15 protein-coding genes are annotated in these 23,233 nt (G+C 73.2%); 6 read left to right on the top strand and 9 right to left on the bottom strand.

Annotation, left to right across the window (positions count from 1 at the left end):
* Positions 1–2 precede the first annotated feature (2 nt).
* The 6 genes from ACFY0K_RS31455 to ACFY0K_RS31430 form a co-directional block, all read right to left on the bottom strand.
* Positions 3–2,282, bottom strand: a complete 2,280-nt coding sequence (locus ACFY0K_RS31455; RefSeq protein WP_390642647.1) for a glycosyltransferase family 39 protein — start codon at positions 2,280–2,282, stop codon at positions 3–5.
* Positions 2,279–3,787 (bottom strand): glycosyltransferase, encoded by a 1,509-nt coding sequence (locus ACFY0K_RS31450; protein ID WP_390642646.1) that lies wholly within the window; start codon positions 3,785–3,787, stop codon positions 2,279–2,281. The genes ACFY0K_RS31455 and ACFY0K_RS31450 overlap by 4 nt, the downstream gene beginning before the upstream one ends.
* Before the next feature lie 13 nt (positions 3,788–3,800).
* Positions 3,801–5,432, bottom strand: coding sequence for an ATP-binding protein (locus tag ACFY0K_RS31445; RefSeq protein WP_390642645.1), 1,632 nt, complete (start codon positions 5,430–5,432; stop codon positions 3,801–3,803).
* Positions 5,429–6,169 carry a response regulator transcription factor gene (locus ACFY0K_RS31440; protein ID WP_150134013.1) on the bottom strand — a complete coding sequence of 247 codons (741 nt, stop codon included), beginning with the start codon at positions 6,167–6,169 and terminating at the stop codon, positions 5,429–5,431. The genes ACFY0K_RS31445 and ACFY0K_RS31440 overlap by 4 nt, the downstream gene beginning before the upstream one ends.
* Positions 6,170–6,437: 268 nt before the next feature.
* Entirely contained in the window at positions 6,438–7,310 is an 873-nt protein-coding gene (locus ACFY0K_RS31435; protein ID WP_390642644.1) for a DUF2797 domain-containing protein, read from the bottom strand.
* 73 nt (positions 7,311–7,383) lie between these two features.
* Positions 7,384–7,752, bottom strand: coding sequence for an HGxxPAAW family protein (locus ACFY0K_RS31430; protein ID WP_390642643.1), 369 nt, complete (start codon positions 7,750–7,752; stop codon positions 7,384–7,386).
* A gap of 141 nt (positions 7,753–7,893) precedes the next feature.
* Here ACFY0K_RS31430 and ACFY0K_RS31425 point away from each other — a divergent pair, with 141 nt between their 5' ends.
* A complete protein-coding gene (locus ACFY0K_RS31425; RefSeq protein WP_390642642.1) occupies positions 7,894–8,385 on the top strand; it encodes a MarR family winged helix-turn-helix transcriptional regulator in 492 nt (163 codons plus the stop codon).
* Here ACFY0K_RS31425 and ACFY0K_RS31420 read toward each other — a convergent pair.
* Complete coding sequence (locus ACFY0K_RS31420; protein WP_390642641.1) at positions 8,354–9,214, bottom strand: aminoglycoside N(3)-acetyltransferase; 861 nt, start codon at positions 9,212–9,214, stop codon at positions 8,354–8,356. The two genes, ACFY0K_RS31425 and ACFY0K_RS31420, sit on opposite strands and share 32 nt — an antisense overlap.
* A gap of 112 nt (positions 9,215–9,326) precedes the next feature.
* Between ACFY0K_RS31420 and ACFY0K_RS31415 the strand changes: the two genes are divergently transcribed.
* The 5 genes from ACFY0K_RS31415 (at position 9,327) to ACFY0K_RS31395 (ending at position 17,994) form a co-directional block, all read left to right on the top strand.
* Positions 9,327–11,768: a large ATP-binding protein gene (locus ACFY0K_RS31415; protein ID WP_390642640.1), complete on the top strand. Its 2,442-nt coding sequence runs from the start codon at positions 9,327–9,329 to the stop codon at positions 11,766–11,768.
* Positions 11,769–11,953: 185 nt separating this feature from the next.
* Positions 11,954–12,862: an AAA family ATPase gene (locus ACFY0K_RS31410; protein ID WP_390642639.1), complete on the top strand. Its 909-nt coding sequence runs from the start codon at positions 11,954–11,956 to the stop codon at positions 12,860–12,862.
* On the top strand, positions 12,859–14,013 hold the full coding sequence (locus ACFY0K_RS31405) for a hypothetical protein (protein ID WP_390642637.1): 1,155 nt from the start codon (positions 12,859–12,861) through the stop codon (positions 14,011–14,013). The genes ACFY0K_RS31410 and ACFY0K_RS31405 overlap by 4 nt, the downstream gene beginning before the upstream one ends.
* Positions 14,010–16,748: a hypothetical protein gene (locus ACFY0K_RS31400; protein ID WP_390642636.1), complete on the top strand. Its 2,739-nt coding sequence runs from the start codon at positions 14,010–14,012 to the stop codon at positions 16,746–16,748. Before ACFY0K_RS31405 ends, ACFY0K_RS31400 begins: the two co-directional genes overlap by 4 nt.
* Before the next feature lie 28 nt (positions 16,749–16,776).
* Entirely contained in the window at positions 16,777–17,994 is a 1,218-nt protein-coding gene (locus ACFY0K_RS31395) for a toll/interleukin-1 receptor domain-containing protein (RefSeq protein ID WP_390642635.1), read from the top strand.
* Positions 17,995–18,053: 59 nt separating this feature from the next.
* Here ACFY0K_RS31395 and fxsT read toward each other — a convergent pair whose 3' ends face one another.
* Both fxsT and fsxC read right to left on the bottom strand, forming a co-directional pair.
* A complete protein-coding gene (gene fxsT / locus ACFY0K_RS31390; RefSeq protein WP_390642634.1) occupies positions 18,054–22,049 on the bottom strand; it encodes an FxSxx-COOH system tetratricopeptide repeat protein in 3,996 nt (1,331 codons plus the stop codon).
* Positions 22,046–23,221 (bottom strand): FxsC protein, encoded by a 1,176-nt coding sequence (fsxC, locus tag ACFY0K_RS31385; protein WP_390642633.1) that lies wholly within the window; start codon positions 23,219–23,221, stop codon positions 22,046–22,048. The genes fxsT and fsxC overlap by 4 nt, the downstream gene beginning before the upstream one ends.
* Positions 23,222–23,233: the final 12 nt, after the last annotated feature.

The raw sequence follows: 23,233 nt of genomic DNA, 5'->3' as shown, positions 1-23,233 counted from the left end.
CGTCAGCTGCTGCTCGTCTTCTGCGTGAGGTCGTAGAAGGTGGACGAACCCACCGTCACCTTCTTGAAGTTCTTCTCGACCCAGGAGGAGATCTGCGAGGCCGTGCCGCTGCTGCTGCCGCCCATCATGCCGCCGCCGGTGCCGGAGGAGATGAAGTAGTGGATCTTGCCTTCGGCCACGTACTTCTCGAACTGGGCGAGCGTCGGGGACGGGTCGGTGCCGTTGAAGCCGCCGATCGCCATCACCGCGTCGCCGGTGGAGAGCTGGTAGCTCGCGGCGTTCTGGGCGCCGACGGCCGCCGCCGCCCAGGTGTACTGGGAGGAGTTCTTCTGCAGCCGTGCCTTGGCCTCGGAGGAGACGGTCGCGCCGTTCAGCAGGCCGCCGGCGCCACCACCCATCCGGCCGCCCGTGCCGCCGGCCTCGCCCGTCCGGCCGCCGCCCGGGAACCCGCCGGTGCCGTTCTGGCCCTGCGTGCTGCCGTTGCCGTTCTGCTGGTTCTGGCCGAAGCCACCGCCGCCGGTTCCGCCCGGGAACCCGCCGGTACCGCCGCCCGGGAACCCACCGGTGCCGTTCTGGCCCTGGCCCTGCGTGGTGCCGTTGCCGCCCTGCTGGTTCTGGCCGAAGCCGCCGCCGCCCGTGCCGCCGCCGAAGCCGCCCCGGCCGCCGCCGGGACCGCCACCGCCGCCGAAGCCCATCGTGCTCGCGCCCGCCGGACCGGCCGTCGGGATGGAGCCGGTGTGCGCGGAGTCCACCGTGGAGAAGGTGTACGCCGTCGGGCCCGCCAGCGCGGCCAGCAGGCCGACCGCGGCCGCCCCGAGGGCGAGCTGCCGGGAGATCCGGCCCGCGAAGATCAGGCCGAGCGCGGCGGCCAGACCGCCGATCAGGACCAGGTACTTCAGCCAGGGCAGGTAGCCGGAGGTGCGGTCGAGGAGGACGTAGCCCCAGACCGCGGCCGAGACCACGGCGGCGGCGAGGGTGATCGACGCCCACAGCTCGGCGCGCTTCTCCCACAGCAGTCCCGCGCCCATGCCGACCACGGCGGCGATGTAGGGAGCGAGGGCGACCGTGTAGTACTGGTGGAAGATGCCCGCCATGTAGCTGAACACGATCATGGTCATCAGCAGCGAGCCGCCCCAGACCAGGAACGAGGCCCGGGTCACCGAGGTCCGCCGCAGCCTGCGGGTCGCCACCAGGCCGGCGACCAGGAGGATCAGCGCGGCCGGGATCAGCCAGGAGATCTGGCTGCCGATCTCGTCGTTGAACATCCGGTCCCAGCCGGTCGCGCCCCAGCGGCCGGAGCCGGTGCCGCCGCCACCGCCGCCGACGCTGCCGGTCTCGTCGCCGCTGATCCGGCCGAGGCCGTTGTAGCCGAAGGTCAGCGACAGGAAGCTGTTGTCCTGGGAACCGCCGATGTAGGGGCGGGAGGAGGCCGGCCACAACTCGACGATCGCCACCCACCAGCCGCCGGAGACGACCAGCGCGCCGGTCGCCAGGGCCAGCTGCGCGATCCGCTTCTTCCACGTGTGCGGGCCGACGGCCGCGTACACGAACGCCAGCGCCGGCAGGATCAGGAACGCCTGGAGCGTCTTGGCGAGGAAGGCGAAGCCGATCGCCACGCCCGCCCACACCAGCCACCTCGTCCGCCCGTCCTCGACGGCCCGGACCACGAAGTAGCAGGCCAGCGCCATCAGCAGGGCCAGCATGGCGTCCGGGTTGTTGAACCGGAACATCAGCGCCGCGACGGGGGTGAGCGCGAGCACGGCGCCCGCGATCAGGCCGGCCGCGGGGCTGAACCGGCGGCGCACGGAGGCGTAGACGACGGCGACCGTGCCGACGCCCATGAGGACCTCGGGGCCGAGGAGCGTCCAGGAGTTCAGCCCGAAGATCCGCGCCGCGATCTCCATCGGCCACAGGAACGCCGAGGGCTTGTCGACGGTGATCGCGTTGCCCGCGTCCAGCGAGCCGAAGAACATCGCCTTCCAGCTCTTGGTGCCCGCCTGGACGGCGGCCGAGTAGAAGGAGTTGGAGTAGCCGTTGACGCTCAGGTTCCAGAAGTACAGCACCGCGGTGGCGAGCAGCAGGCCGAAGAAGGCCGGGCGCACCCAGCGGGGGTCCTCGGGGCGGCCGCGCCACAGTCTCCGTACGAACGGCTGCTTCGGTTCGCCGGAGCCGGGGGCGGGCGCCACCGGGACGTTGGGGGCCTGCTGCGGCCGCGGGGGAGCCGTGGGGGGCGCGGTCGGGGGCGGGCCCCACTGGGCCGGGTGCTCGGTGTCGGTGCTCATCGGGGGTCCCCCGGCTCGGTGTCGTGGGGGCGCACCGGCTGCAACTGCATGGTGGCGTCCCTCCAGGTGCCGTCCGCGGCTTCACCGGCGCGGAACTGAGTGGTCGTGGTGCCGTTCTGGGCGTACGGCGGGTGCGCCGGGCGCTGCGGCAGCGGGCCCTGCGGCTGGTACGGCTGGTGTCCGCCGGCCGTGTAGGTCCCGGTCGCGTAGGTCGGGGACGACGGGTTGTGCTGGGCCACCACCGTCGACTCCTGCCCGTCGGTGCCGTCGCGGTCCGGGAAGACCCAGGCGCGGAAGAGCAGGAAGCGCAGCACGGTCGCCGCGAGGTTGGCGGCGACCAGCACCGCCAGTTCGGTGGAGTGCGCGGGGTCACTGCTCGCCGCGTTCAGGGCGGCGAGGGAGCCACTGGTCAGCGCGAGGCCGATGCCGAAGACGACCAGGCCCTGGGCCTGGTGCCGGACCGCGCCGCCCCGGCCGCGCACCCCGAAGGTGAGGCGCCGGTTGGCGGCCGTGTTCGCCACCGCCGACACCAGCAGCGCGAGCGCGTTGGCGATCTGCGAACCGGAGAACTCCCGGAAGAGGCTGTAGAGGAGGAGGTAGAAGAGGGTCGACAGGCCGCCGACCACGCAGAACCCGACGAGCTGGCGGGCCAGGCCCTTCGGCACGTCCTGGATGTCGCGGTCGCGCGGGTCGTCGCCGAACGGCCGGGCGACCCGGTCCAGCGGCAGCGAACCGGTGGCCAGGGCCTTGCCGACCCGCCACACGCCCTTGAGGTCCTCGGTCGCCGTCTTCACGATGTGCACGGTCGAGTTCGGGTCGTCGACCCAGTCGACCGGCACCTCGTGGATGCGCAGTCCTGCGCGTTCGGCGAGGACCAGCATCTCGGTGTCGAAGAACCAGCCGGTGTCCTCGACCATCGGCAGCAGCACCTGTGCGACGTCGCGGCGGATCGCCTTGAAGCCGCACTGCGCGTCCGAGAAGCGGGCCTGCAGCGAGCCGCGCAGGATCAGGTTGTACGAGCGGCTGATGAACTCCCGCTTGGCACCGCGCACCACGCGCGACGAGCGGGCCAGCCGGGAACCGATCGCCAGGTCGGAGTGGCCGGAGATGAGCGGCGCCACCAGCGGCAGCAGCGCGTTCAGGTCGGTCGACAGATCCACGTCCATGTACGCGAGGATCGGCGCGTCCGAGGCCGACCAGACGGTCCGCAGCGCCCGGCCGCGGCCCTTCTGCTCCAGCCGGAACGACTTCACCTCGGCGATCTCCGCCTCGAGCTGCTTCGCCACCTGGGGGGTGGTGTCCGTGGACGCGTTGTCCGCGATCGTGATGCGGAACGCGTACGGGAACGTGCGCTTGAGGTGGTCATGCAGTCTGAGGACGCATGGGCCGAGGTCCTTCTCCTCGTTGTAGACGGGGATCACTACGTCCAGGACAGGCGTACCGGCGTTACCGGCCGGGAGGTGCTCCCGCGCCGGCAGGGTGCCGGGAGAAGAGTCGGTTCGCATGCATCGACTCTCGTCAAGCGCCCTGTTGCACCCATGTGGTGGCACTGTGCTGTGCCTGTGAGTGCGATTGCCAGTTCGTTTCGGGGGCGGGCTGCGGGGCCGCCGGGGCAAGCGCGGGCAGATAGAGGGTGAACACCGTACGGCCGGGCACGCTGTCCACGGTGACGGCGCCGCCGTGTGCGGTCGCGACGGCCTGCACGATGGCGAGCCCGAGGCCGGTGGACCCCGTGGACCGGGACCGCGCGGAGTCTCCGCGCGCGAACCGCTCGAAGACGTGCGGCAGCAGGTCCGGCGGGATGCCCTGCCCGTTGTCCTCGACGTCCACGCACATCCACGGCCCGCGCCGCTGGATGCGGGCGGTCACGGTGGTGCCCGGCGGGGTGTGCTTGCGCGCGTTGCCGAGCAGGTTGATCAGCACCTGCTGGATACGGGCCGCGTCGGCGGCGACCAGCGCCGGCTCGTCGGGCAGGTCCAGGCGCCAGTTGTGGTCCATGCCGGCGGCCCGCGTGTCGCTGATCGTGTCGACGACGAGCGGGATGAGGTCGGTGTGCTCGAACTGCAGCGGACGGCCCGCGTCCAGCCGGGCGAGCAGCAGCAGGTCCTCCACGAGGAGGGTCATCCGGCCGGCCTCGGACTCGATACGGCCGAGGGCGTGCCGGGTGTCGGGCCCGACCTGCTCCCGCCCGCGCCGGGTGAGTTCCGCGTACCCGCGGATGGAGGCGAGCGGGGTGCGCAGCTCGTGACTGGCGTCGGCGACGAACTGCCGTACCCGCATCTCGCTCTGCTGGCGGGCGTGCAGGGCGCCGTGCACGTGGTTGAGCATCCGGTTGAGCGCCGAGCCGACCTGCCCGACCTCGGTGTGCGGATCGCACTCGGTGTCCGGCACCCGCTCGCTGAGGTTCACCTCGCCGGTGTGCAGCGGGAGTTCGGAGACCCGGGTCGCGGTGGCGGCGACCCGGCGCAGGGGGCGGGTGGCGACACCGACGATGACGGTACCGGCGAGGGTGGCGGCGATCAGGCCGGAGACGGTGACACTGATCTCCACGAGGATCAGTGTGCTGATGGTGCTGTCGGCGTCCTTGGTGGGGATGGCGACGTAGTAGGCGTTGCTGTCGTTGCTGGCGTACGCGACCTGGTAGCTGCCCAGACCGGGGATGTCGATCGTGTGCGGCTTGTTGTCCTGGGGGACCGAGTTGAGCACCTTCTGCTGGGCCGGCGACAGCGTCTTCGCGCTCATCGAGAAGTTGGCCTGAGTCTTGGACTTCACGCCGACCCGGGAATCGGTGACGTTGCCGTTCACGACCGACGCCGCGATCGTGCCGTCCGGCAGCTGCGGCCCCTTGACGAAGTCTTCGATCCTGGTGACGTGCAGGCCGCCCTGCTGCTGGTTGGGCGTCTTGGAGCCGCCGTTCTTGACCCCGTTCGGCGGCCCGAACTCCCGGGGTGCCACACGCGCGGCGACCTCGCTCAACCGGTCGTCCAGCTGGCCGTAGAGATGAGACCGCAGTGCCAGCGTCGTCACTGTGCCGATCACCGCGCAGACCACGGCGATCAGCACCACGGACGCGACGACGAGCCGGGTCCGCAGGGTGCGCGGTTTTCCCGCTCGTCGCTTCTGCGTACGCGGCCGTCGTCGCCCGCTCATGACGCGGCTGGCTTGATGAGGTACCCGGCGCCACGCCGGGTGTGGATCATCGGCTCCCGGCCGGCGTCGATCTTCCTTCGCAGGTACGAGATGTAGAGCTCGACCACGTTGGCCTGCCCACCGAAGTCGTACGACCACACCCGGTCCAGGATCTGGGCCTTGCTGAGCACCCGGCGCGGGTTGCGCATCAGGAAGCGCAGCAACTCGAACTCGGTGGCGGTGAGGTGGATCGACTCCCCGGCCCGCGAGACCTCGTGGCTGTCCTCGTCCAGGGTCAGGTCACCGACGACGAGCACGGAGTCGGACCGCCGGTCGGCCGCGCCGGAGCGGCGGATGAGCCCGCGCAGCCGCGCCACGACCTCTTCGAGGCTGAAGGGTTTGGTGACGTAGTCGTCGCCGCCGGCGGTGAGACCCGCGATCCGGTCCTCGACCGCGTCCTTCGCGGTCAGGAACAGCACCGGCACGTCCGGCAGTTCGCGCCGCAGGCGCCCCAGCACGGTGAGGCCGTCCATGTCGGGCAGCATCATGTCGAGTACGACGGCGTCGGGGCGGAACTCCCGGGCGGTCTGGATGGCGCCCTGGCCGTCGCCCGCACTCCTGATCTGCCAGCCCTCGTACCGCAGGGCCATGGAAAGGAGTTCGGTGATCGACAGCTCGTCGTCCACCACAAGCACTCGGACGGGGCTCCCGTCCGGCCTCAGCAGTTCGGTGCGCCCCTGGGGCGAGGTCGTGGTCATGGTGGACACCTTGTCGGGGTCCTCTGAGAACACGCTTTCACTAATCTGTGATTTCCCTAAGAAACACACAGGCGCCTCTCAGGGAACACCTGGGAATCCCCTCACGCGTGCATGAACTCGTGACCTCGCTCGCGCCGGGCTGTGCGGATCATGTCCGTCCGGGCCACGCCCCGGGCCGTTCATGAACCGCCGATGAGCCGCAGCTGAGAGCCTACCGACCCGGCCCGGATCCCGCGCGGTGAGGAACCTCCCGCAGGGCTGCCGAGGGTCAGAAGAGACCGTCCTGCGGGACCTCGAACTCCCTTACCGGCACCTGGAGTCGACCCTCCTCCCCACGCCCGGCAGCGGTCAGCTCCCACCCGGGCAGCAAGCGCGTGTCGAGGACGACGACACCGCGCCGGGTGGCGAGATGCAGATCCGGCCCGGCCGCCGCGACCAGCTCGCCGCTCACCACGCCGCCCGGCACCAGCTCGGCCACCTCACCGACGGCGGCGACCACCCCCTCCAGCCCGAACACCGCCATGTGGTCGACGACTTGGCACGGCTCCGGGACGAGCGACTCGGGCCAGCCGCCGAGCGCGACAGCCAGCGCGTGCAGTCCCTCGACCTCGGCCGCCCGCTCGGCCCGGTCCGAAGGCAGCAGGGCGCGCACGACGCGCTTGTCGCCGTACGGGATACGGTCCGGCACCCGGAGCGCGGCCCGCAGCAGCTCCTCGGCCCGCCGGGCGGCCATCAGCGGCCCGGCGCCCAGCCAGCTGAAGCACACGGCCCCCTGCTCCAGCAACCGGGCCGGGCCCCGCTCGACCGCCGTGATCCCCACCTTGACCATGCCGGGCCCGAACCAGGCCAGGTACACGTGGTACGGCCGGGGGTCGTCGGGGACGGTGTCGGCGGCCACGGAGTGCGCCCGGTCCAGCCGCGCGCACTCCTCGCACCGGGCCCCGGTGGTCCGCCCCGAGACGGGTGTCCGGGTCGGACAGGCATGCCCGCGCGCCCCCACGCACTCCCGCACACCCCCGTCGGCGACCCCGAAGGCCACCCGCTTCCCCCGGACGAGGGGACTGCGCCGCCCACCGCTCCACCGCAGCACGGGGCCGTCCTCCGACCACCGCAGCCCCGAGCATTTCCACACCTGTGCCATCACTCGCGAGGGTAGAGGGCGGCACTGACAACGGCCCGGGGTCAGCCGGGCCGTGATCCTCACCCCCGCCCGGTCAGCCGCCGGCCTCCGCGGGCGCCGGCTCGGCCTCGCCGACGCCGGACACCGGCCGGAGCGCGGACGCGGTACGCCGCCCCCGGCCCGCCAGCCGGCACGAGACGCAGCCGGGGTGGCCGTCGCGGGCGCCGGTGTCCCGTACCCGCAGCGGCCACTGCGCCCGGGGCCGCGGGCCCGGCGGCTTGCCCCACCCGGCGAGATGCAGATACCAGGTGACCAGGACGCTCACGGCACACACCGCGAGCCCCGCGACCAGGGCGGCGGCCGAGACCGTACACACACCCAGCCCCAGCAGGCCGCTCCCGACGGTCGCGATCGCGGTACCGGTCCACCCCGCCACCGTGTGGCCTTCGTCGTGCTGACTCACGTACCCGTCTCCCCTTCAGGCAGCGGAAACACCCGGTCCGACGCGAGGGCGACTAGAATCCCTCACCGGGTGAGAAATTTACTCCCCATACCTCTCACGCGCTAAGGGAATCTTCGGATCCGCAGGGAAACGGGAACAACCATGCACGGCAAGCCGCGACCGCCCGCGGACCCGGCCGGGGCGCTGTCCGCCATGGACCACCTCATCGCGGCCCATGTGATCGGCCAGCAGGAACTGGCGCGGCGGCTCGGGGTGAGCGTCACGGACCTCACCTGCTTCGCCTTCGTCCTGGAGGCGGGCGACGCCCTGCTGACCGCGGGCGACCTGGCCGCCCGCGCCCACGTGACGACCGGTGCGGTGACGGGCATCCTCAACCGCCTGGAACGCGCGGGCTACGTCACCCGCCGCCCCGACCCCGACGACCGCCGCCGGGTCCGCGTCGCCGCGGTCCCGGAAGCCGTCGCCCGCGTCGAGGCGGTCTACGCCGGCCACTACGCCCGCCTGGCCGAGCTGTTCGCCGACTACACCCCCGACGAACTCGCCATCCTCACCGACTGGTTCACCCGCGCCACCGCACTGGCCCACGCCTACCTGGAGAAGCTCAACAGGAACGACCCGGCGGAACCCTGCTGAGACCGCCGCCCGGCCGGTGTTCGGTCAGCCACCTCTCCGCGTACGCCACCGCCGGCGCGAGATCGAACAACAGGCAGTCGGCGGCCCCCACCCGGCCCCGGGCCACCGGACGTTCCGGCAGCGAGGCGTAGGAACGGCCCAGCGCCGGGAAGTCCGACGCGTCGAAGTCCACGTCCCGGTAGCGGTGCCAGCGCCGTCCTTCCGGGCCGTCGGCCACCGCACAGCCGTACAGGCGCGTGCCCCGGCCCGGCACGCGGTACTCCGCCAGGTGCAAGGCGGTGCACACGGAGTAGCCCACGCCCAGCAGCAGGATGCGGGCGTCCAGTTCCTCGAGGCGGGCGAGGGGGGAGGCCTCGCCCAGGTGACAGTCCAGGGCGTGCCCGGCGGTGATCCGTGCGGCGGCGGGGCCCAGCGCGGCGAACGAACTCTGCGGGTGATCGCTGCGCAGCGCACCGGGGCGGGCCCGCACCTCCTCCGGCAGCACACCGACCCGGAAGCTCGGGGTCCGCTCGCGGTCGAAGGCGGGCAGGGTCGCACGCAGCCGGGGCCACTCCGCCGCGGGCACGGCGTACCCGCGCGTGACGGGCCAGCGGGAGGGATCGGAGTTGTCGGGAGTCTGGGTGTAGACGACGAGGGTGCCGTCCGGACCCAGCGTCTCCAGCAGGGAGTCGGCGACGGTCCGCGCCCGCCCCCGCACCGGTCCGACGGCACTCAGCGACGCGTGCACGAGCAGCGTGTCCCCGGACCGGACTCCCAACGCACGCAACTGGGCCACGAGTTCGTCGCGACCGAGGGGGCTGCCGACGGCGATCACCCTGACTTCTGTCAACAAAGCCTGGAAAAAATGGAGTTGATGGCCAGAATTGTGCCACGGCCGGTTGCCGGGTCTCGTGCGAAACTGAGGACCAGGCAGGTACGCAAGCCACACAGCGGGGGATGAGATGGTGCCCGTGTACCGCTATGCCGTCAGCTATGCGCACGGCAGGGACGAGGCCTGGGTCGCGAGATTCCTGGACGAGCTGAGACGGCGTCTGGAAAACGCCGGCGGCCCGCGTTTCCACCGCCTGGTCCCGCCGCCCGGCCCGCCGGACGGCCGGGCGGGGTCGTACGGCGTCGGCACGGCGGACATCGTGCTGGCCCTGTGCAGTCCCGCCTACTTCAACGAGGGTCCCGCCCAGCACGACTGGGCGATCCTGGCGCTGCGCCGGCGCCTGGGACAGGCCCGTACCGGGGTCACCCCGCAGACGGCCCTGTCCCTGGTGTGGGAGCCGGTCGACCGGCGGCTGCCGGGGCCGGTCGCGACGGCCGACGCGCTCTCCGCGGACCGGCTGCCCGAGTACCGCTCGCTGGGGCTGGCGCTGCTGACCATGCAGGCCCCCCGGTACCGCGCGGCCCTGGACCGGGTGCTCGACGCGATCGTGGCCCGCATGACGGCGATGACCGAAGCCGCGGCCCCCGCACCCGAGCTGGACGACCGGTTCGCCGGGGAGGCACCTGACGCGCTGTCGGCGGAGGACGCGGCCTTCACCGAGCAGTTCCGCAAGGAGGTGGCCCCGGCCCTGCCCGCGACGACGGTCCCCCGCACCCTGACCGGCCGCGGCCCCCTGGCCGTCCGCGGCGCGGCTCCGGACGGGACGGCTCCGCCGCCCGCGGAGGACGCCCTGACCACCGATGCACTGCCGGAGCTGGGACGGCGGATCCTCCTCGTCGGGCCGCCCGGGACCGGTCACAGCACCGAACTCGCGCGGCTGGCCGCGAGGGCGCTGGACGACACGGTGCCGGGGCGGGCCGGCGCGGGCGGCCCGCCGTGGGGCTGCCGGATACCGTTCGTGCTGTCGGCACGGTCGGGTGCGCTGCCCCGCCTGGACGGGCTGGTGCCGACCCTCGCCCCGCTCGCGGCGCCGCAGGAGCCGGCCGGCTGGGCCGCCCGCCAGCTGCGCTCCGGACAGGCCTTCCTGGCCGTCGACGACCTGGACGCGGTGCCCGTGGCCAACCGCGCCGCCGTGTGGGAGTGGCTCCTGCACGTGCTGCGGGCCCACCCGCAGGCGCCCTGCGTCATCGCCACCAACGGCACCGGAGTGCCCTGGGCCCGGCTCGAGGACACGTTCCGGGTCACCGGCCTCGGGCCCCTGACCCCGGACGGGGTCCGTGCCCTGCTCGGCTCGCTCGTGGCGACGTCCGCAGGCGACCGGCGGGCCCTCACCGGGCTGCTGCGCCGGTTCGACGCCGATCCGCTGCTCCTCGGGGTGGCCGGCCGCCCGGCCGCCGCCGCGGCACTGCTACGGGCAGCGGGCGGTCCGGACCGGCCGGGTCCGGTTCCCCGGCACCGACTGCTGCGCGCGGGCGTCTCGGCGGTGTGGCGGCGGGTGCGGGAGGAGCCGGCCGGGTCGGCCGCACCTCCCGTGCCCGTGCCCGGCCTGGCCGCCGACCAGGTACCCGACAGCGTCCTGAGGTCCGCCTCCGGCCTGCTGGCCGTCGCCGCACTCGGCCTGGACAGCTCCCGCATCCCGCTGCGGACCGCGCTCGGCGCGCTGCGCGACCCCGGTGCCTCGGACGCCGCCTCGCCCGAACGGCTGCTGGCCGCGCTCGCGGACCGGGCAGGCGTGGTGTTCCGGCCCGGACCCGACACCGTGGCCTTTCCCGGTCCCGAGGTCAGGACCTTCCTGGCGGCCCAGCACCTGGCGCACACGCCAGGCGCGGACGCCGACGAGCTGCTCGTCCGGCACCCGTCCGCCGAACTGCGCGAACTGCTCGGCCAGTTGCGGACCGCCGAGGCGGGCACCGGCACCCCGCGCAGTGTCCTCGCGCCGACGGACGGTCCGCCGCGCCGGCTGTCGGCCGGCAGTCCGCCGCCCCGGCCCGCCGTGCGGCGGGCGGAGGCCCGGTCGGCGGCGGAGCTGCGCGCCCTGCTCCGGACGGACACCGTCGTGACCGAACTGCGCTGCACCGGCCCTGTGGACGAGCTGGCCGCACTGCTGCCGCGGCTGCCCGGGCTGCGCTCGCTGGTCCTCGCGGACGACCCGTCGCTCACCGCCCTGCCCGAGCTGGGCGGCTGCCGGTCACTGCGGTCGCTGCGGGTGCTGCGCTGCCCGAACCTGCGGGATCTGACGGCGCTGGAGTCCTCGGCGGTCATGTTCCTGGACGTCGATCCGTGGCCGGACCTGCCGGTGCCGGCGGGCCTGCGCCGGGCGCCCTGGCTGAGCCGGGTGAACCTGGTGACCGGCGGGCCGGGGGTCCGGCCCGCCGGGGCGGCCGGGGCGGCCGGAGCGGCCGGAGCGGCCGGAGCGGCCGGAGCGGCCGACGCTGCGGACCGGCCGGGCACCGGGGTGCCGGAATCGACGGCGCTGCCGGAGGTCCGGATACGGCGCCGGCTCCGCACCTGAGGGTTTCCCGGACCCGCGGACCGTCCGCGGACTCCGCGGGTTCCGCGGATTCTCCGGCGGTTCCGGCACCTCCGGGAGAACCACGCCGTCGGCCATATTCGTCGACGGAGTAGTGGCCGTACGCCCCGAGGGGAAGAGTGCAACGGGTGCGGTGCGCCGGAGCCACGGGCTGACAATGGGGGGCAGTGGGCTTGATCAAGCTTTTCGACCCGGCCGAGGAGACCTACCGGCCCGCGCCGGCCGGCCGTACGCCCGCGCGCGGCACGGGCCGCCTCGACGACCAGGTCTACCTCTTCGACCACCGGACCGTCCTCGCCGTCAACGTGGCTCTGGCGTCCGGACGTCCGCTGCTCGTGCTCGGCCCGCCCGGCTCGGGCAAGTCGGCACTCGCGCCGAACGTGGCACGGCTGATGCGCTTCCGGTACTACGCCGAGGTGGTCACCGCCCGCACCGAACCGCACGACCTGCTCTGGCGCGAGGAGGCGTTCCGCCAGCTCAACGACGCCACGCAGGGCCTGCTCCAGGCCCCCGGCTCGCGGGCCTACTTCCGGCCCGGCCCGCTGTGGAAGGCGCTCGATCCGGCCGTGGACGAGGAGGGCCTGCCCGCGTTCCGCGACCGGCCCGCGGTGGTCCTCATCGACGAGATCGACAAGGCCGACCCCGATGTCCCGGACGCGCTTCTCGATCCGCTCAACAACCTCCGTTTCGTCGGCCCCGACCGCCACACGGTGACCGCGGCCGAGGGCACGGGCGCCCCCCTGGTGGTGATCACGAGCAACGAGGAGCGGGAGCTGTCCACCGCCTTCCTGCGCCGCTGCATCCTGCTGAGGCTGGATGCGCCGGACCGCGAACACCTGCTGAAGGTCGCCCGGTTGCACATGGGGGACGACTACGACGAGGCACTCACAGTGGAGTTGGCCGACATGTTCGAGCACGAGTCGGTGGCGTCCCGGCCGGCGGCGAGCACCGCCGAGTTCCTGGACACCCTGCGGGCCTGCCACCAGATGGGCCTGACGGTCGAATCGCCGGAGTGGCGGGCGGTCGCGGACCTCGCCATGACGAAGGGCTCCTCCGACCCCTTCTCCTACACATGAGCCGAAGCCCGGGCCGCCTGGGGGAACTGCTGCGGGCGGCCCGCGCCCTGGGAGTGTCCGACACCGACGGCCTGACCACGCTGGCGGCGGCCCTCGGCCTGGCGCTGGCCACCGACGGCCCCGCCGGCCGCGCCGCGGGCCCGGTGCGGCCGTTTCGGGGCGAGGGGCCGGCGGGCGGCGCGGGCCGCCCGGGGACCGGCACCGGGGCCCAGGGCCGCACCCGCGGCCCGGGCACCCCGCCCGGTCCCGGTGCGGGGGACGCCACCGGCCCGGCGCCGTACCGCCGGACCCCGGTCCCGCCCGAGCAGGTCCCCGGCCCGGACACCCGGTCGGCCATCGGCGGTTCGCTGCTGCTGGTCGGTGCCGCGCGCCCGGCACCGGGCCGGGAGGCGGAACGGCCGGAGTGGCCGGAGTGGCGCGAGGCCGGTCCGCCCGAGACGCCGGGCGACGGCGCGGGCCGGCTCCTCGGCCACCCCGAGGCGTTCGACGCGCCCTGGCCGACGGCTCTGCCACGGCCCGCCCCGCCCTGGGACCCGCGGACCCAGCGGGCCGTCTTCCTCGCGATGGCCGGCACCCGCACCACCGGACGCGCGGTCGACCACCCCCGCCTGGTGGACCTGGTCGTGCGCAGCCTCGCCGGTGGCCAGACGGGCCGGCCACGGGTGCCGTACCGGCAGCGGACCACCACCCGGGCCGGCGCACTGCTGCTGATCGACCGCGGCGAGTCGATGCGGCCGTTCCGGCACGACCAGGAGTGGATCACCCGGCTCGCGGGCAGCATCCTGCCGCCGGGCGGCCTGCGCGTGCTGGACCTGCGCATCGCCCAGGGCGTCAGCCGCGACCGGGGACGGACCTGGGAGCCCCACCCGGTGCCGCCGTACGGGCAGCCGGTGCTCCTGCTCTCCGACCTCGGGCACCTGCGACCGCCGGCACCGGGCCGCCACCACTCCCCGCCGGCGAGCTGGCTGCCGTATCTGCGCCGGCTGCGGGAGGCGGGCAACCCCGTCGTCTGCCTGACGCCCTATCCCGCCGAGGAGTACCCGGCGGCCGTGCGGCGGACGGTCGCGCTGGTTCCGCTGGACCGCCGGGTGTCCGTACGGCTCGCGCAGACCGCGGCCCGCCAGGACCCGCGCCGGGCGAGGCGGCGATGACGGCGGCGCCCGAGCGCACCGCCTTCCAGCTGATAGCGGAAGAGCGCCGGCACCGGCCCGCCGTGGTACGGCTGGCCCGGTCGCTGTGCCTGGCCGCGCAGGCGGAGCCGTACTTCCTCAGAAGCGCCCGGCTCCGCTTCGCCCCGGACAGCAGCGCCGGCCTGGAGGCCAGGCTGTACTTCTCACCGCTGGTGGAGGCCGCCGACAGCCGCGCCCTGGTGCTGTACCCGGAGGTCAGCGCGGAGCTGCGGCGGGAGCTGTACGACCATGACCTGGACCTGCTCGGCTCGGTCCGCGACTTCACCCGCGCCGCCCACCGCTCGGCACCGCCCCTGGTCCGCGGCTTCGAGGAACTGCTGTGGTCCGCGACGATCGGTCCGCCGCCCGCCGAGGCCGAGGTCGAGCGGACCCTGACCCCGCTCTTCCGGCAGGTGCTCGCCGAGGGCGTCGCGGCGGCCGAGGCAAGTCGCTGGATCCTGCGCTTCCTGCCCCGGCTGCCGGAAGCCGTACGGGAGTCCCTGCCGGCCTGGCGGCTCCAGGTGATGGCGGCGGAACGGCTGGGCATGGAACCGCCGCGTTCCCTGCTGACCCGGGCCACCGACGACGAGGTACGGACGGTACGGGCACTGGTCCACACCGAGGTGGACATCGGCGTCCGGGCCTCGGCGCAGGGCCTGGTCCTGAGCCGGCCCCCGGAGCCGGACGCCCTGGTCTGCGGGGCGAGCGGGGCGGGCCGCGTACAACTGCGGCTGCGCGGCGCGCTGCCCGGCACCCGGTGGCACGAACTGGACCTGTACGACGGCGAATACACCGCCCTGGGCGTCAGCGTCGCCGCCGAGGTCCGCGCGGACGGCACGCTCCTGGCCGCGCAGGCGGAGCTGGGCGGCACGCTGCTGTGCGCACGGGCGGGCCACCGGGCGGCGGCCGCGACGACCGCGGACGGCCGGACCGCGCTGCGCGTCGACGACGGCGAGTCCGTGCTCTCCGTGGACCTGCCCGAGCAACCACGACTGCTCGCGGTCGCCGACGCGGGGCCCGCGGCCACGGCGGTGGTGAGCGCCAAGGGACTGCACGTGGTGACGTCGGCCGTGGACGGCACGGCCGACGCCGTCCTGCATCCGCTGTCCGAGCAGCCGACGGCCGTGGGCTGGTCCCGGACCCGGGAACGCGGCGTGCTGTGCCTGGCCGGCGGGAACGACGTCCTCCTCGTCGACGACGGGGACCCCGGCCGGACGCTGGGCACGCTGTCGCATCCCGCACCGGTGGTGCGCCTGTGGGCCTCCGTCCGGGCCGGCCTGGTGGCCGTGGCCGATGCGCACGGCGGGGTGACGGTCCACGACCTGACCGCGGGCCCGGCCGGCGGTCCCGGGCGGCGGCAGCAGGCTCCGGGGGGCGAAGTCACGGCTCTGTGCGGGGACCCGTGGTCGGGGGCGGTGGTCTGGGGCTGTGCGGACGGGCGGGTGTACGGGGTGGAGGCGGCGGCCGGTGCGGTCGTCCCGCTGGGCACGTTGCCGGCGCCGGCGTCCTCGCTCGCGACGGCCGGCGACGCGGGACTGGTCGTGGCCGCGGACGGCGGGGACCGGTTGCTGCGTCTTCCCTGGCCCGGGGGCGGGCCGGTGACGGCGGTGCCGATGCCCTTCCGGGTACGGGAGGTCCATCCGGCGACGGACGGGCTGCTGCTGGTGTCGGGGCACGGCGGCGAGGTGGAGATCCGCTCGGAGGACGGCCGCACGCATCTGCTCACCCCGGGGCCCGTGCCCGCACCGCCCGAGGGTGCCGGACCCGGCTGGCTCCGGGACAGCGTCGGGGTGGTGCTGCCGGAGGGCGTGACCGGGCTGCCGGCCGGCATCCGGCGCCGGGGCGTCGGACACGTCTGTCTGCCCGCCTCCCTGCCACCGGAGTCGGCGGAGTTCGCCGCCCTGCTGGCGGGGGCCCGCGACCAGGGGCTGCGCGTGCTGGTGGAACTGGCGCCCCCCGGCGAGGACTCCCCGCACGGCGAACTGCTGGGCCGGGCCCACGACCTGCTGGAGGCAGCGGTCGACGGGCTCCGGCTCGGCGACCCGGGCCGGTGGCCGGCGTCCCTGCTCGTCCGCCTGCGCCACCTGCTGGACGCCTATCCGCAGGCGGCGGTCGTCACGACGGGCACCCCCCAGCTCGCACTCGGCCCCGGCCACCTCACCCTGAACGCGCCCCCGGCGCCCGCCGCCCCGCCGAGCGCGCCCGACAGCAACTGGTCCCTCCCGGAGGGGCTCCCCCATCCGCAGGCCTGCCTGCTCCTGGCCCTGCCGGGCTGCCGGGAGGTCCCCGCCTCGGTCCTGGCACCGGCAGGCTCGGCGGCGGCGCCGACGCCGGCCCCGCTGCTCGCGGCGCGCGCCGCACAACTGGCCCTGCGTCACGGCGGAGTGGAGCGACCGCCCACCGGCTCCACGCGGGTGACCGCCGTTCGCCGGGACCACGCGGGACAGGCCGTCCTCTGCCTGACCAGCACGGCCGACGTGCCGGTCACCGTTCGGGTCCCGCTGCCGGCGGCGGCCGCCGGGACCGAGCTGGTCCAGATCGCCCACGATCTCCCGGACCACCCGCCCGGCGCGCCGCCGCCCGTGCTGCGGCCGGATCCCGACGGCCTGGTCACCGTCGCGCTCGACGCGGGCCGCACCCGCTGGTTCCGGATCCGCACCGCCGCCCACCCGCCGCCGGACGGGGCCACGGACCCCTTCGCCCCCTCCACTCCCTGACACGTCACGGTCCCGTACGAGGAGTCCCATGCCCGGTCCCCATGTATTCCTCAGCCGCAGCGAACCGCCGGGCTGCCCCTGCAACTGCTGGCCGGCCCGCCGCGCCATGGAGGAACTGCTGTACCAGGAGGGCTGCGAGCCGATCATCGTGGACCGGGAGTCCCTGGTGCCGGGGCAGGACTGGATGGAGGCCATCTCCGACGGCATGGGCCGTGCCCACGGCATGCTCCTGATCGTGTCCAGCCATGCCCTGAGGTCCGAGCACGTGCAGAACGAGCTGGCCATGGCGGAGCTGCGCAACCGGCACGACGGTTTCCCGGTGATCCTGCTGATGCTCCCGGAAGTGACCCTCGAGGCACTGGAGAAGAGCGGTCTGGGGTCGCTCAGCCCGAACAGACGGCAGACCGTGGAGTGGCGGGGAAAGGACGACATCGAATCCGTACGACGCGACATCAGGCCACAACTGGATCTGATGCGGGCGGAGTTGACCGGCGCGAAGGTGCATCACCGGGTGGTCCACCATCTGCGGGAAGTGGACGCGCAGAGCCTGAGCCGGGCCGGGGCGACGCTGGGGGTCCAGATCGAGACGCTGTTCCCGCTGATGCGCCACCGGCTCGCCTCGGGACTCCTGGCCGAACGGCCGAGCGAGCCGGAGACCGACCCGCTGCGCGCGGCCCTCACCGAGCTGCTGCCCCTGTCCGGTCCGGACGCCTCACGGGAACTCATCCAGCTGAGCGTGACCCATGCCCGGGTGCCCGCGGCCGAGGCCGGCCGGATACGCGGGGTGCTGGACACCGCGTCCCCCAGGGTCGCGGTGCTGCCCGCGCTCTCCACGGACACGGCCCGCCGCTACATCCACCGGGCCAGTGAACAGCCGCTGCCCTGGGACCACTTCGTCGTCGCCCTCACCGCGGGCAGCGGCGTCCTGGGCGATCTGGTGCAGCACATCGGAGAGGAACTGCTGGAGGAGTTCGACATCCACGACGAGGAGACGCTGCGCGAGCACGAGCACGACTTCGGCCCGGTCGTCGTGATCGTCCCGCATCCCCCGGACGCCGACCTGGTCAGGGCGCTGGACACGGCGTACCCGGTGGGGCTGCTGTTCCTGTTCGTGGTCGACGGGGAACTGCTCGGCGCCACCGGGGCGCTCACCCGGCTGGAGGGCCTGCCCGCCTGGCGGGAGGAGGAGATGAACCGCACGGTGCGCCGGTTCGTGCGCAGATACGGGACGACTCTGCGCAACTGACGCGGTGTGCCATGGCCGCCCCCGGCACGGCACCGGGGGCGGCCACGCGCACGGCAGGCTCAGATGGGCGGCATCTCCAGGTCGAAGTCGATCCGCTTGCGGTCGCTCATCACCCGGAGCAGGGGATGGGAAGACCCGAACTCGCGCTCGGCGGCCAGCGCCGCCCCCCGGACCCCCGGGAAGGTGTCGTCGTCGCCCATCAGGCTGCGGTCCAGGGCGACGTTGTAGTCCGCGCACAGCACCCGGGGGTGATGATCGCGGTAGAGGGCGCGGTAGGCCTCGCGGGCCACCTCGTCCTGGGCCAGCGCCTCGGCGTACCGGCCCAGCGCGGAGAGCACACCGGCCCGGTTGGCGCGGCAGGCGACGGTGGCCGGATGGTCGGGGCCCAGCCGATCGACGAGCACCGGGAGCGTCTCGTCGGCGAGGTCCATCGCGCGCTCGGTCTCGCCGCGGTTCCTGAGGATGGCGACCAGGTTGGTCGCGGCCGACAGGGTGAACGGGTGGTCGGCGCCGAGCCGCTCCCGGTAGCGCTCGAAGTTCTGCTTCCCGAGCTCCACCGCCTCCGATCCGCGGACCGGATCGAGCAGCGACAGGGCGAGCAGGTCACAGGCGAGATTGGCCGTGCACGACATGGTGTCGGGGTGGCCCTCGCCGTAGCGCTGCCGGTACACGTTCAGGGTGGAGCGGGTCAGGGCCTCGGCCTCGGCGTAGTGGCCGAGGCGACGCTGGGTCACCGCGAGGGACGCGTCGGTGCGCAGCACGTCGTTGGACGACTCGTCCTTCTGGAGGCTGACGAACCGCTTGCGCATCTCGATGAGCAGATCGAGGGATCCCTGGTAGTCGCCCGTCTCCCGGCGGTCCAGGGCCACGGGGGAAGCAAGCACCCAGGTGAGCCGGTTCTGCAGGCCCAGGGACTGGCGGCACCTCTGGTAGGTCTCCGTGGCCTGCTCCAGGGCCTCGCGGGGGTAGCCCGCGAGGTTGAGGGAGACACCGAGGCTGTTCGCCGCCCGGAGGGTCTCCTCGTTGTCGGGGCCGAAGTGCGGACTGCTCCGGTAGAGGTCGAAGGTCTGCCGGTCCTCGTTGATCGCCTCCTGGTAACGGCCCAGACCGCGCAGATCGGCGGCGTAGTTGCGGGCGGTGATCAGGCTGTAGCCGTCGTCGGCGCCGAGCTGCTCGCGCTGGCGCCGCAGGGTGTCCTCGTCCACGTCGTGGGCCTCCTGGTAGCGGCCCAGGGAGCGCAGCGGGTTGGCCACCTGGGCGGCCAGCCGCAGCCGGAGGTGGTGGTCCGCGCCGAGGGACTCCGTCCAGGTGTTGAGTGCCTTCTGCCCCAGCGCGGCGGCGGCCCGGAAGTCGCCGATCCGCGACTGGTTGCGGACCTGCCGGATGACCCACTCGCACACCCGCGCATCGGTGTTCGACAGCGCTTCGGAGGGTTCCAGGTGGGGCAGCAGCTCCGCGAACCGCTGCCGGACCGGGACGCTGTCCTCCTGGAGGGAGGCCGAGGGCAGCGCTCCCGCCAGCACGAGCTGTGCCTGGCTCCGCGTCCGCTTCGCACGCTCGGGGTCCTCGCCCAGCCATTCGCGCACCGCGGCCTGGACCAGCCGGTGGACCTGGATGGAGCCGCTCTGCTGGTCCACCGTGGCCAGCGCGTAACGCCCGAGGTCGCGGATCAGGTACCCCATCACCATGGGGTCGAGCACCGAATCGTCGCCGGTCACCTCGGCGAGCCGGTTGCGCATGGCGTCGCTGTAGAGGAGGGAGTGCGCGATCGGCTCCGGAGAGAAGAACGCACAGAGTTCGAGGAGCCGGACCGCCGCCGGCCGCTCGTTGCCGAGCCGGTCGACGGTCAGCCGCCAGACCGGCAGGAGGGACTTCTGCTGGCTGTCACCGCTGACGCCGGTCCCGCTCAGCACCGTGCTGACCCGGCTGTTGACGAGTTCGAGGTAGGTGTCCAGGGGCATGGCCGTCTGGCGCAGCCAGGCCGCCGCGAGCTCCATGGCCATCGGGAAGTCGCCGAGCACCTCGGCGATCCGGTCGGCGTCCCGCGCGGAGAGCCCGTCCACCCTGCGGCGCAGCAGGGCGATGCTCTCGGACCTGTTGAAGGCGTCGACCTCCACGGAGATCTGGTTCTCCTCGTGGGGCGATCGCCGGGCAGTGAGAATGACGTGTCCCGGCCCCTCGGCGGGAAGGTACCGTTCCACTGGCGTGTCTCCCTCGTCCCTGTCCCGGGTCTCTCCGTTCGCGTCCTGGTTCTCGGTGATGTTGTCGAAAACCAGCAACCAACGACCGTGATCGCCATTCTTAAGCGCCGTCATGGTTGCCTGCGCGCGTTCGTCGACCGTGTCGCCGGGAATTCCCAGTTCCAGGCCGAGTTCCGCGAGGAGCTGGGGAATCCGGTTGGGCTGTTCGGCCTCAACCCAGTGCACGAGGTCGTACTGCGAACCGTACCTGTGGACGTACTCCTGCGCGATCTGGGTCTTTCCGATACCGCCCAGGCCGTAAAGGAAAACCCTGCCCACCGGTGTGTCCGAACGCAATGATTCCGAATTCAGTTCGAACCGCAGCCGGTCCAGCTGTACGTCGCGGCCGGTGAAGGCGTTGTTGCGGCGCGGGACGTTGAAAATCCGGGGGGCCTGGCCCGGATAGGTGAGGTCGCCGCTGACGACGGGGATCCGCGTCTCGAGTTCGAGCAGACTGAAGAACCTGCTGAGCACCTGCGTGGCGGACTGGTCCACCAGCGTGAATCCCGGCAGCCCGCGCAGCGCCGGCTCCGGCGTGTGTTCCCGGGTGCGCAGCCCGATGATCCTGGGTCCTTCGGGCGCCGCCGCCAAGGCGCGTACCTCCTCGGCGACCGGCGTGGTGGCGAAGTCCGGCGAGAGCAGTGCGACGACCACGTCGGCGCCCTCCGGCGGAGCGCTGGACAACGGCACGGACGGGCTGCTTCCGCGCAGCGCCACGGAGATACCGGCGGCCTGCAGCTGGGCCGCGATCCACTCCGCCCAGGCGCCGTCGCGCAGCGCGTAGTCGACGCGGACCCGGGGCACGAGGCGGCCGCCGGGCACCGGTACCCGCTGGAAGCGGGCGAGCAGCTGCCTGCGCACCGGCTCCTCGACCGGCCGCAGGGCCGTCACCTGACCGTCCGTGATCACCGAGGTGAGGCGTTCGTAGGCGCCCAGCAGCGAGGCGGGCTGGCGGGGCGTGTCCGCGACGGTGGCCAGCACCTCCTCGTAGGCGAAGAACGGCTTGTAGGGAATCTCCACCGCACCCCAGTAGCCGTCGGGGTCGGCGGCGCGCGGCGTGTCCTTCAGGAACTCCTGGAAACGCTGGCGGGCATGGCCCCGGCTGATCACCAGCTTCTCCTGCTCGGCGTCCTCCACCCGCATGGGCACGGGGAGGATCCTGACGTGCGGGACCGTACGCCTTACGTCCGCGGCCACGCTGGCGCTTCCGTCCACGGACTGGGTGTTCAGCGTGAAGCAGTCGACCAGCACGTCCGGCATCACCATCGTGGTGATGCCGGAGGTGTCGCTCCAGCCCGTGCGGCTGTCGATCAGGGCGTAGTCGTAGTTGCGCCGCATGTCCTCGCGCAGCGCGCCCAGGAAGGCCGCGCCGCCCCGGCGGTCGTAGAACCCCTTCCAGTCGTACGTGTTGATCGTCTCGGAGTACTCGGGGGTCTTGCGTCCCGGGGAGACGAAGTCGACGTAACCGCCGCTGTCGAAGCTCCGCGACAGGGTCGAGGCGAAGCGCTCCACCCTCGCGTACTGGCTGTAGTCACCGTCGACCGGCCTCGGCCTGGCCAGGTCGAACCCGCGGATCAGGTCGATGAGACCGGGAGTGGAGTCGAGCTCCGGGTCGCCCAGGAAGGGGGCGAAGTAGCGGTGCAGACCCGGCGCCTCCAGGTCCCAGTCCATGGCCAGTACACGTTTCCCGTTGCTGGCCAGGATCCAGGCCACGTTCGCCAGGGCCATGGTGCGGCCGGTGCCGCCCTTGAACGAGTAGAACGTGACGATCGTGCCGGACTCGCGGGTGCCGGCGTCACCCGAGTCGAACGTCATGAGGAATACCTTCCGAGCAGGGGAAACGTGTGCAGACCTTCGGCCGGCGTTGCCGGCGACCGAACGGCCTCCACCGACTTCAGCGCCTCGTTCTGGAGGCGGATCAGGACCTTGCGCAGCGAGGAGGTGAAACTCTCCGCGTCCGGCAGCCCCCAGCGGTCGTACTCGCTGTGCTGCCCGCGCATCAGGGGAAGCGTGTGGTCGAGGAGTTCGTCGAGGGTGACCGTCTGCTCGACCGACTCGGTGTCGTCACGGGACCTGGGTTCGAGCGCGGTGGTCGCGTCGGGGCTTCGTTCGTCCACAGCCGCCAGCAGCCGCCGTTTCTCCCGCCGCATGGCCACCCACGCGTCCACCAGCAGCACGACGAGCTGCTCGGGGTCCTGTTCCCGGGTGATCCGGGCGACGGTCTCCTCGTCCAGCGGCAGCACGGTCGCGGTGAAGTCCAGGGCGGTGGCCGTGTTCTTCACCAGCGAGACCAGGGCCTCGTGTTCCCCCGGAGCGTAGGGAGACCAGTGCAGGGCCGTCTTTCCGTAGTACTGGCTGGAATGCCGCTCCTCGGGCAGGTCGTCCTCGGCCGTGGACGCCACCACGAAACTGACGGTCTGGCCGCCGCTGGGAGTAGGGGCGCCGAGCGGTGAATGGCTGCCGCTCGCGTCGAATCCGTGCACCTCGGGAAGTTGTTCCGCGGCCGCCACGATGCGGTCGGCGGTGGCCCTCAGCACCTCCTCGTAGTCGGACCGGTAGCGCGCCTTCAGCCGCAGCAGGTGCAGCAGTCCGTCGCGCCGGTAGGCCGCCGACCGCACGCTCAGCGGCGCGGCCGGGGCGACGGCGTCCAGCGTGTGTGCCGGGTCGGGCTCCCACATGACGGGGACGATCGCCTCGACACTGCGGCCGGTCCTGGACCACAGCATGTTCAGCCGCCGCTGGAAGTAGGACAACTCGGCCCGGCAGTAGGACTGGCTGAAGTAGCGTGGTGAGTGCAGCACGACAAGGACGGTGGACCGGCCCAGCAGGTCCACCGACACATCGGGCGAGTGCGGCTTCCCGCGCACGCCCACGACCTCCGGGGAACGTCCCGTGCGCTCGGCGACGACCCGGCAGAGGTCGTGAAAGAACGACGCGACCCACTCCTCGTCGACGGTGCGAACGTGACTCAGGTAGAAGTGGCTCACGGTGACTCCAGT

Source organism: Streptomyces sp. NPDC001507 (assembly GCF_042894765.1).
GTDB lineage: Bacteria > Actinomycetota > Actinomycetes > Streptomycetales > Streptomycetaceae > Streptomyces.
Note: the sequence above shows the minus strand (reverse complement) of the source record. Positions and strands in the feature narration are given on the sequence as shown.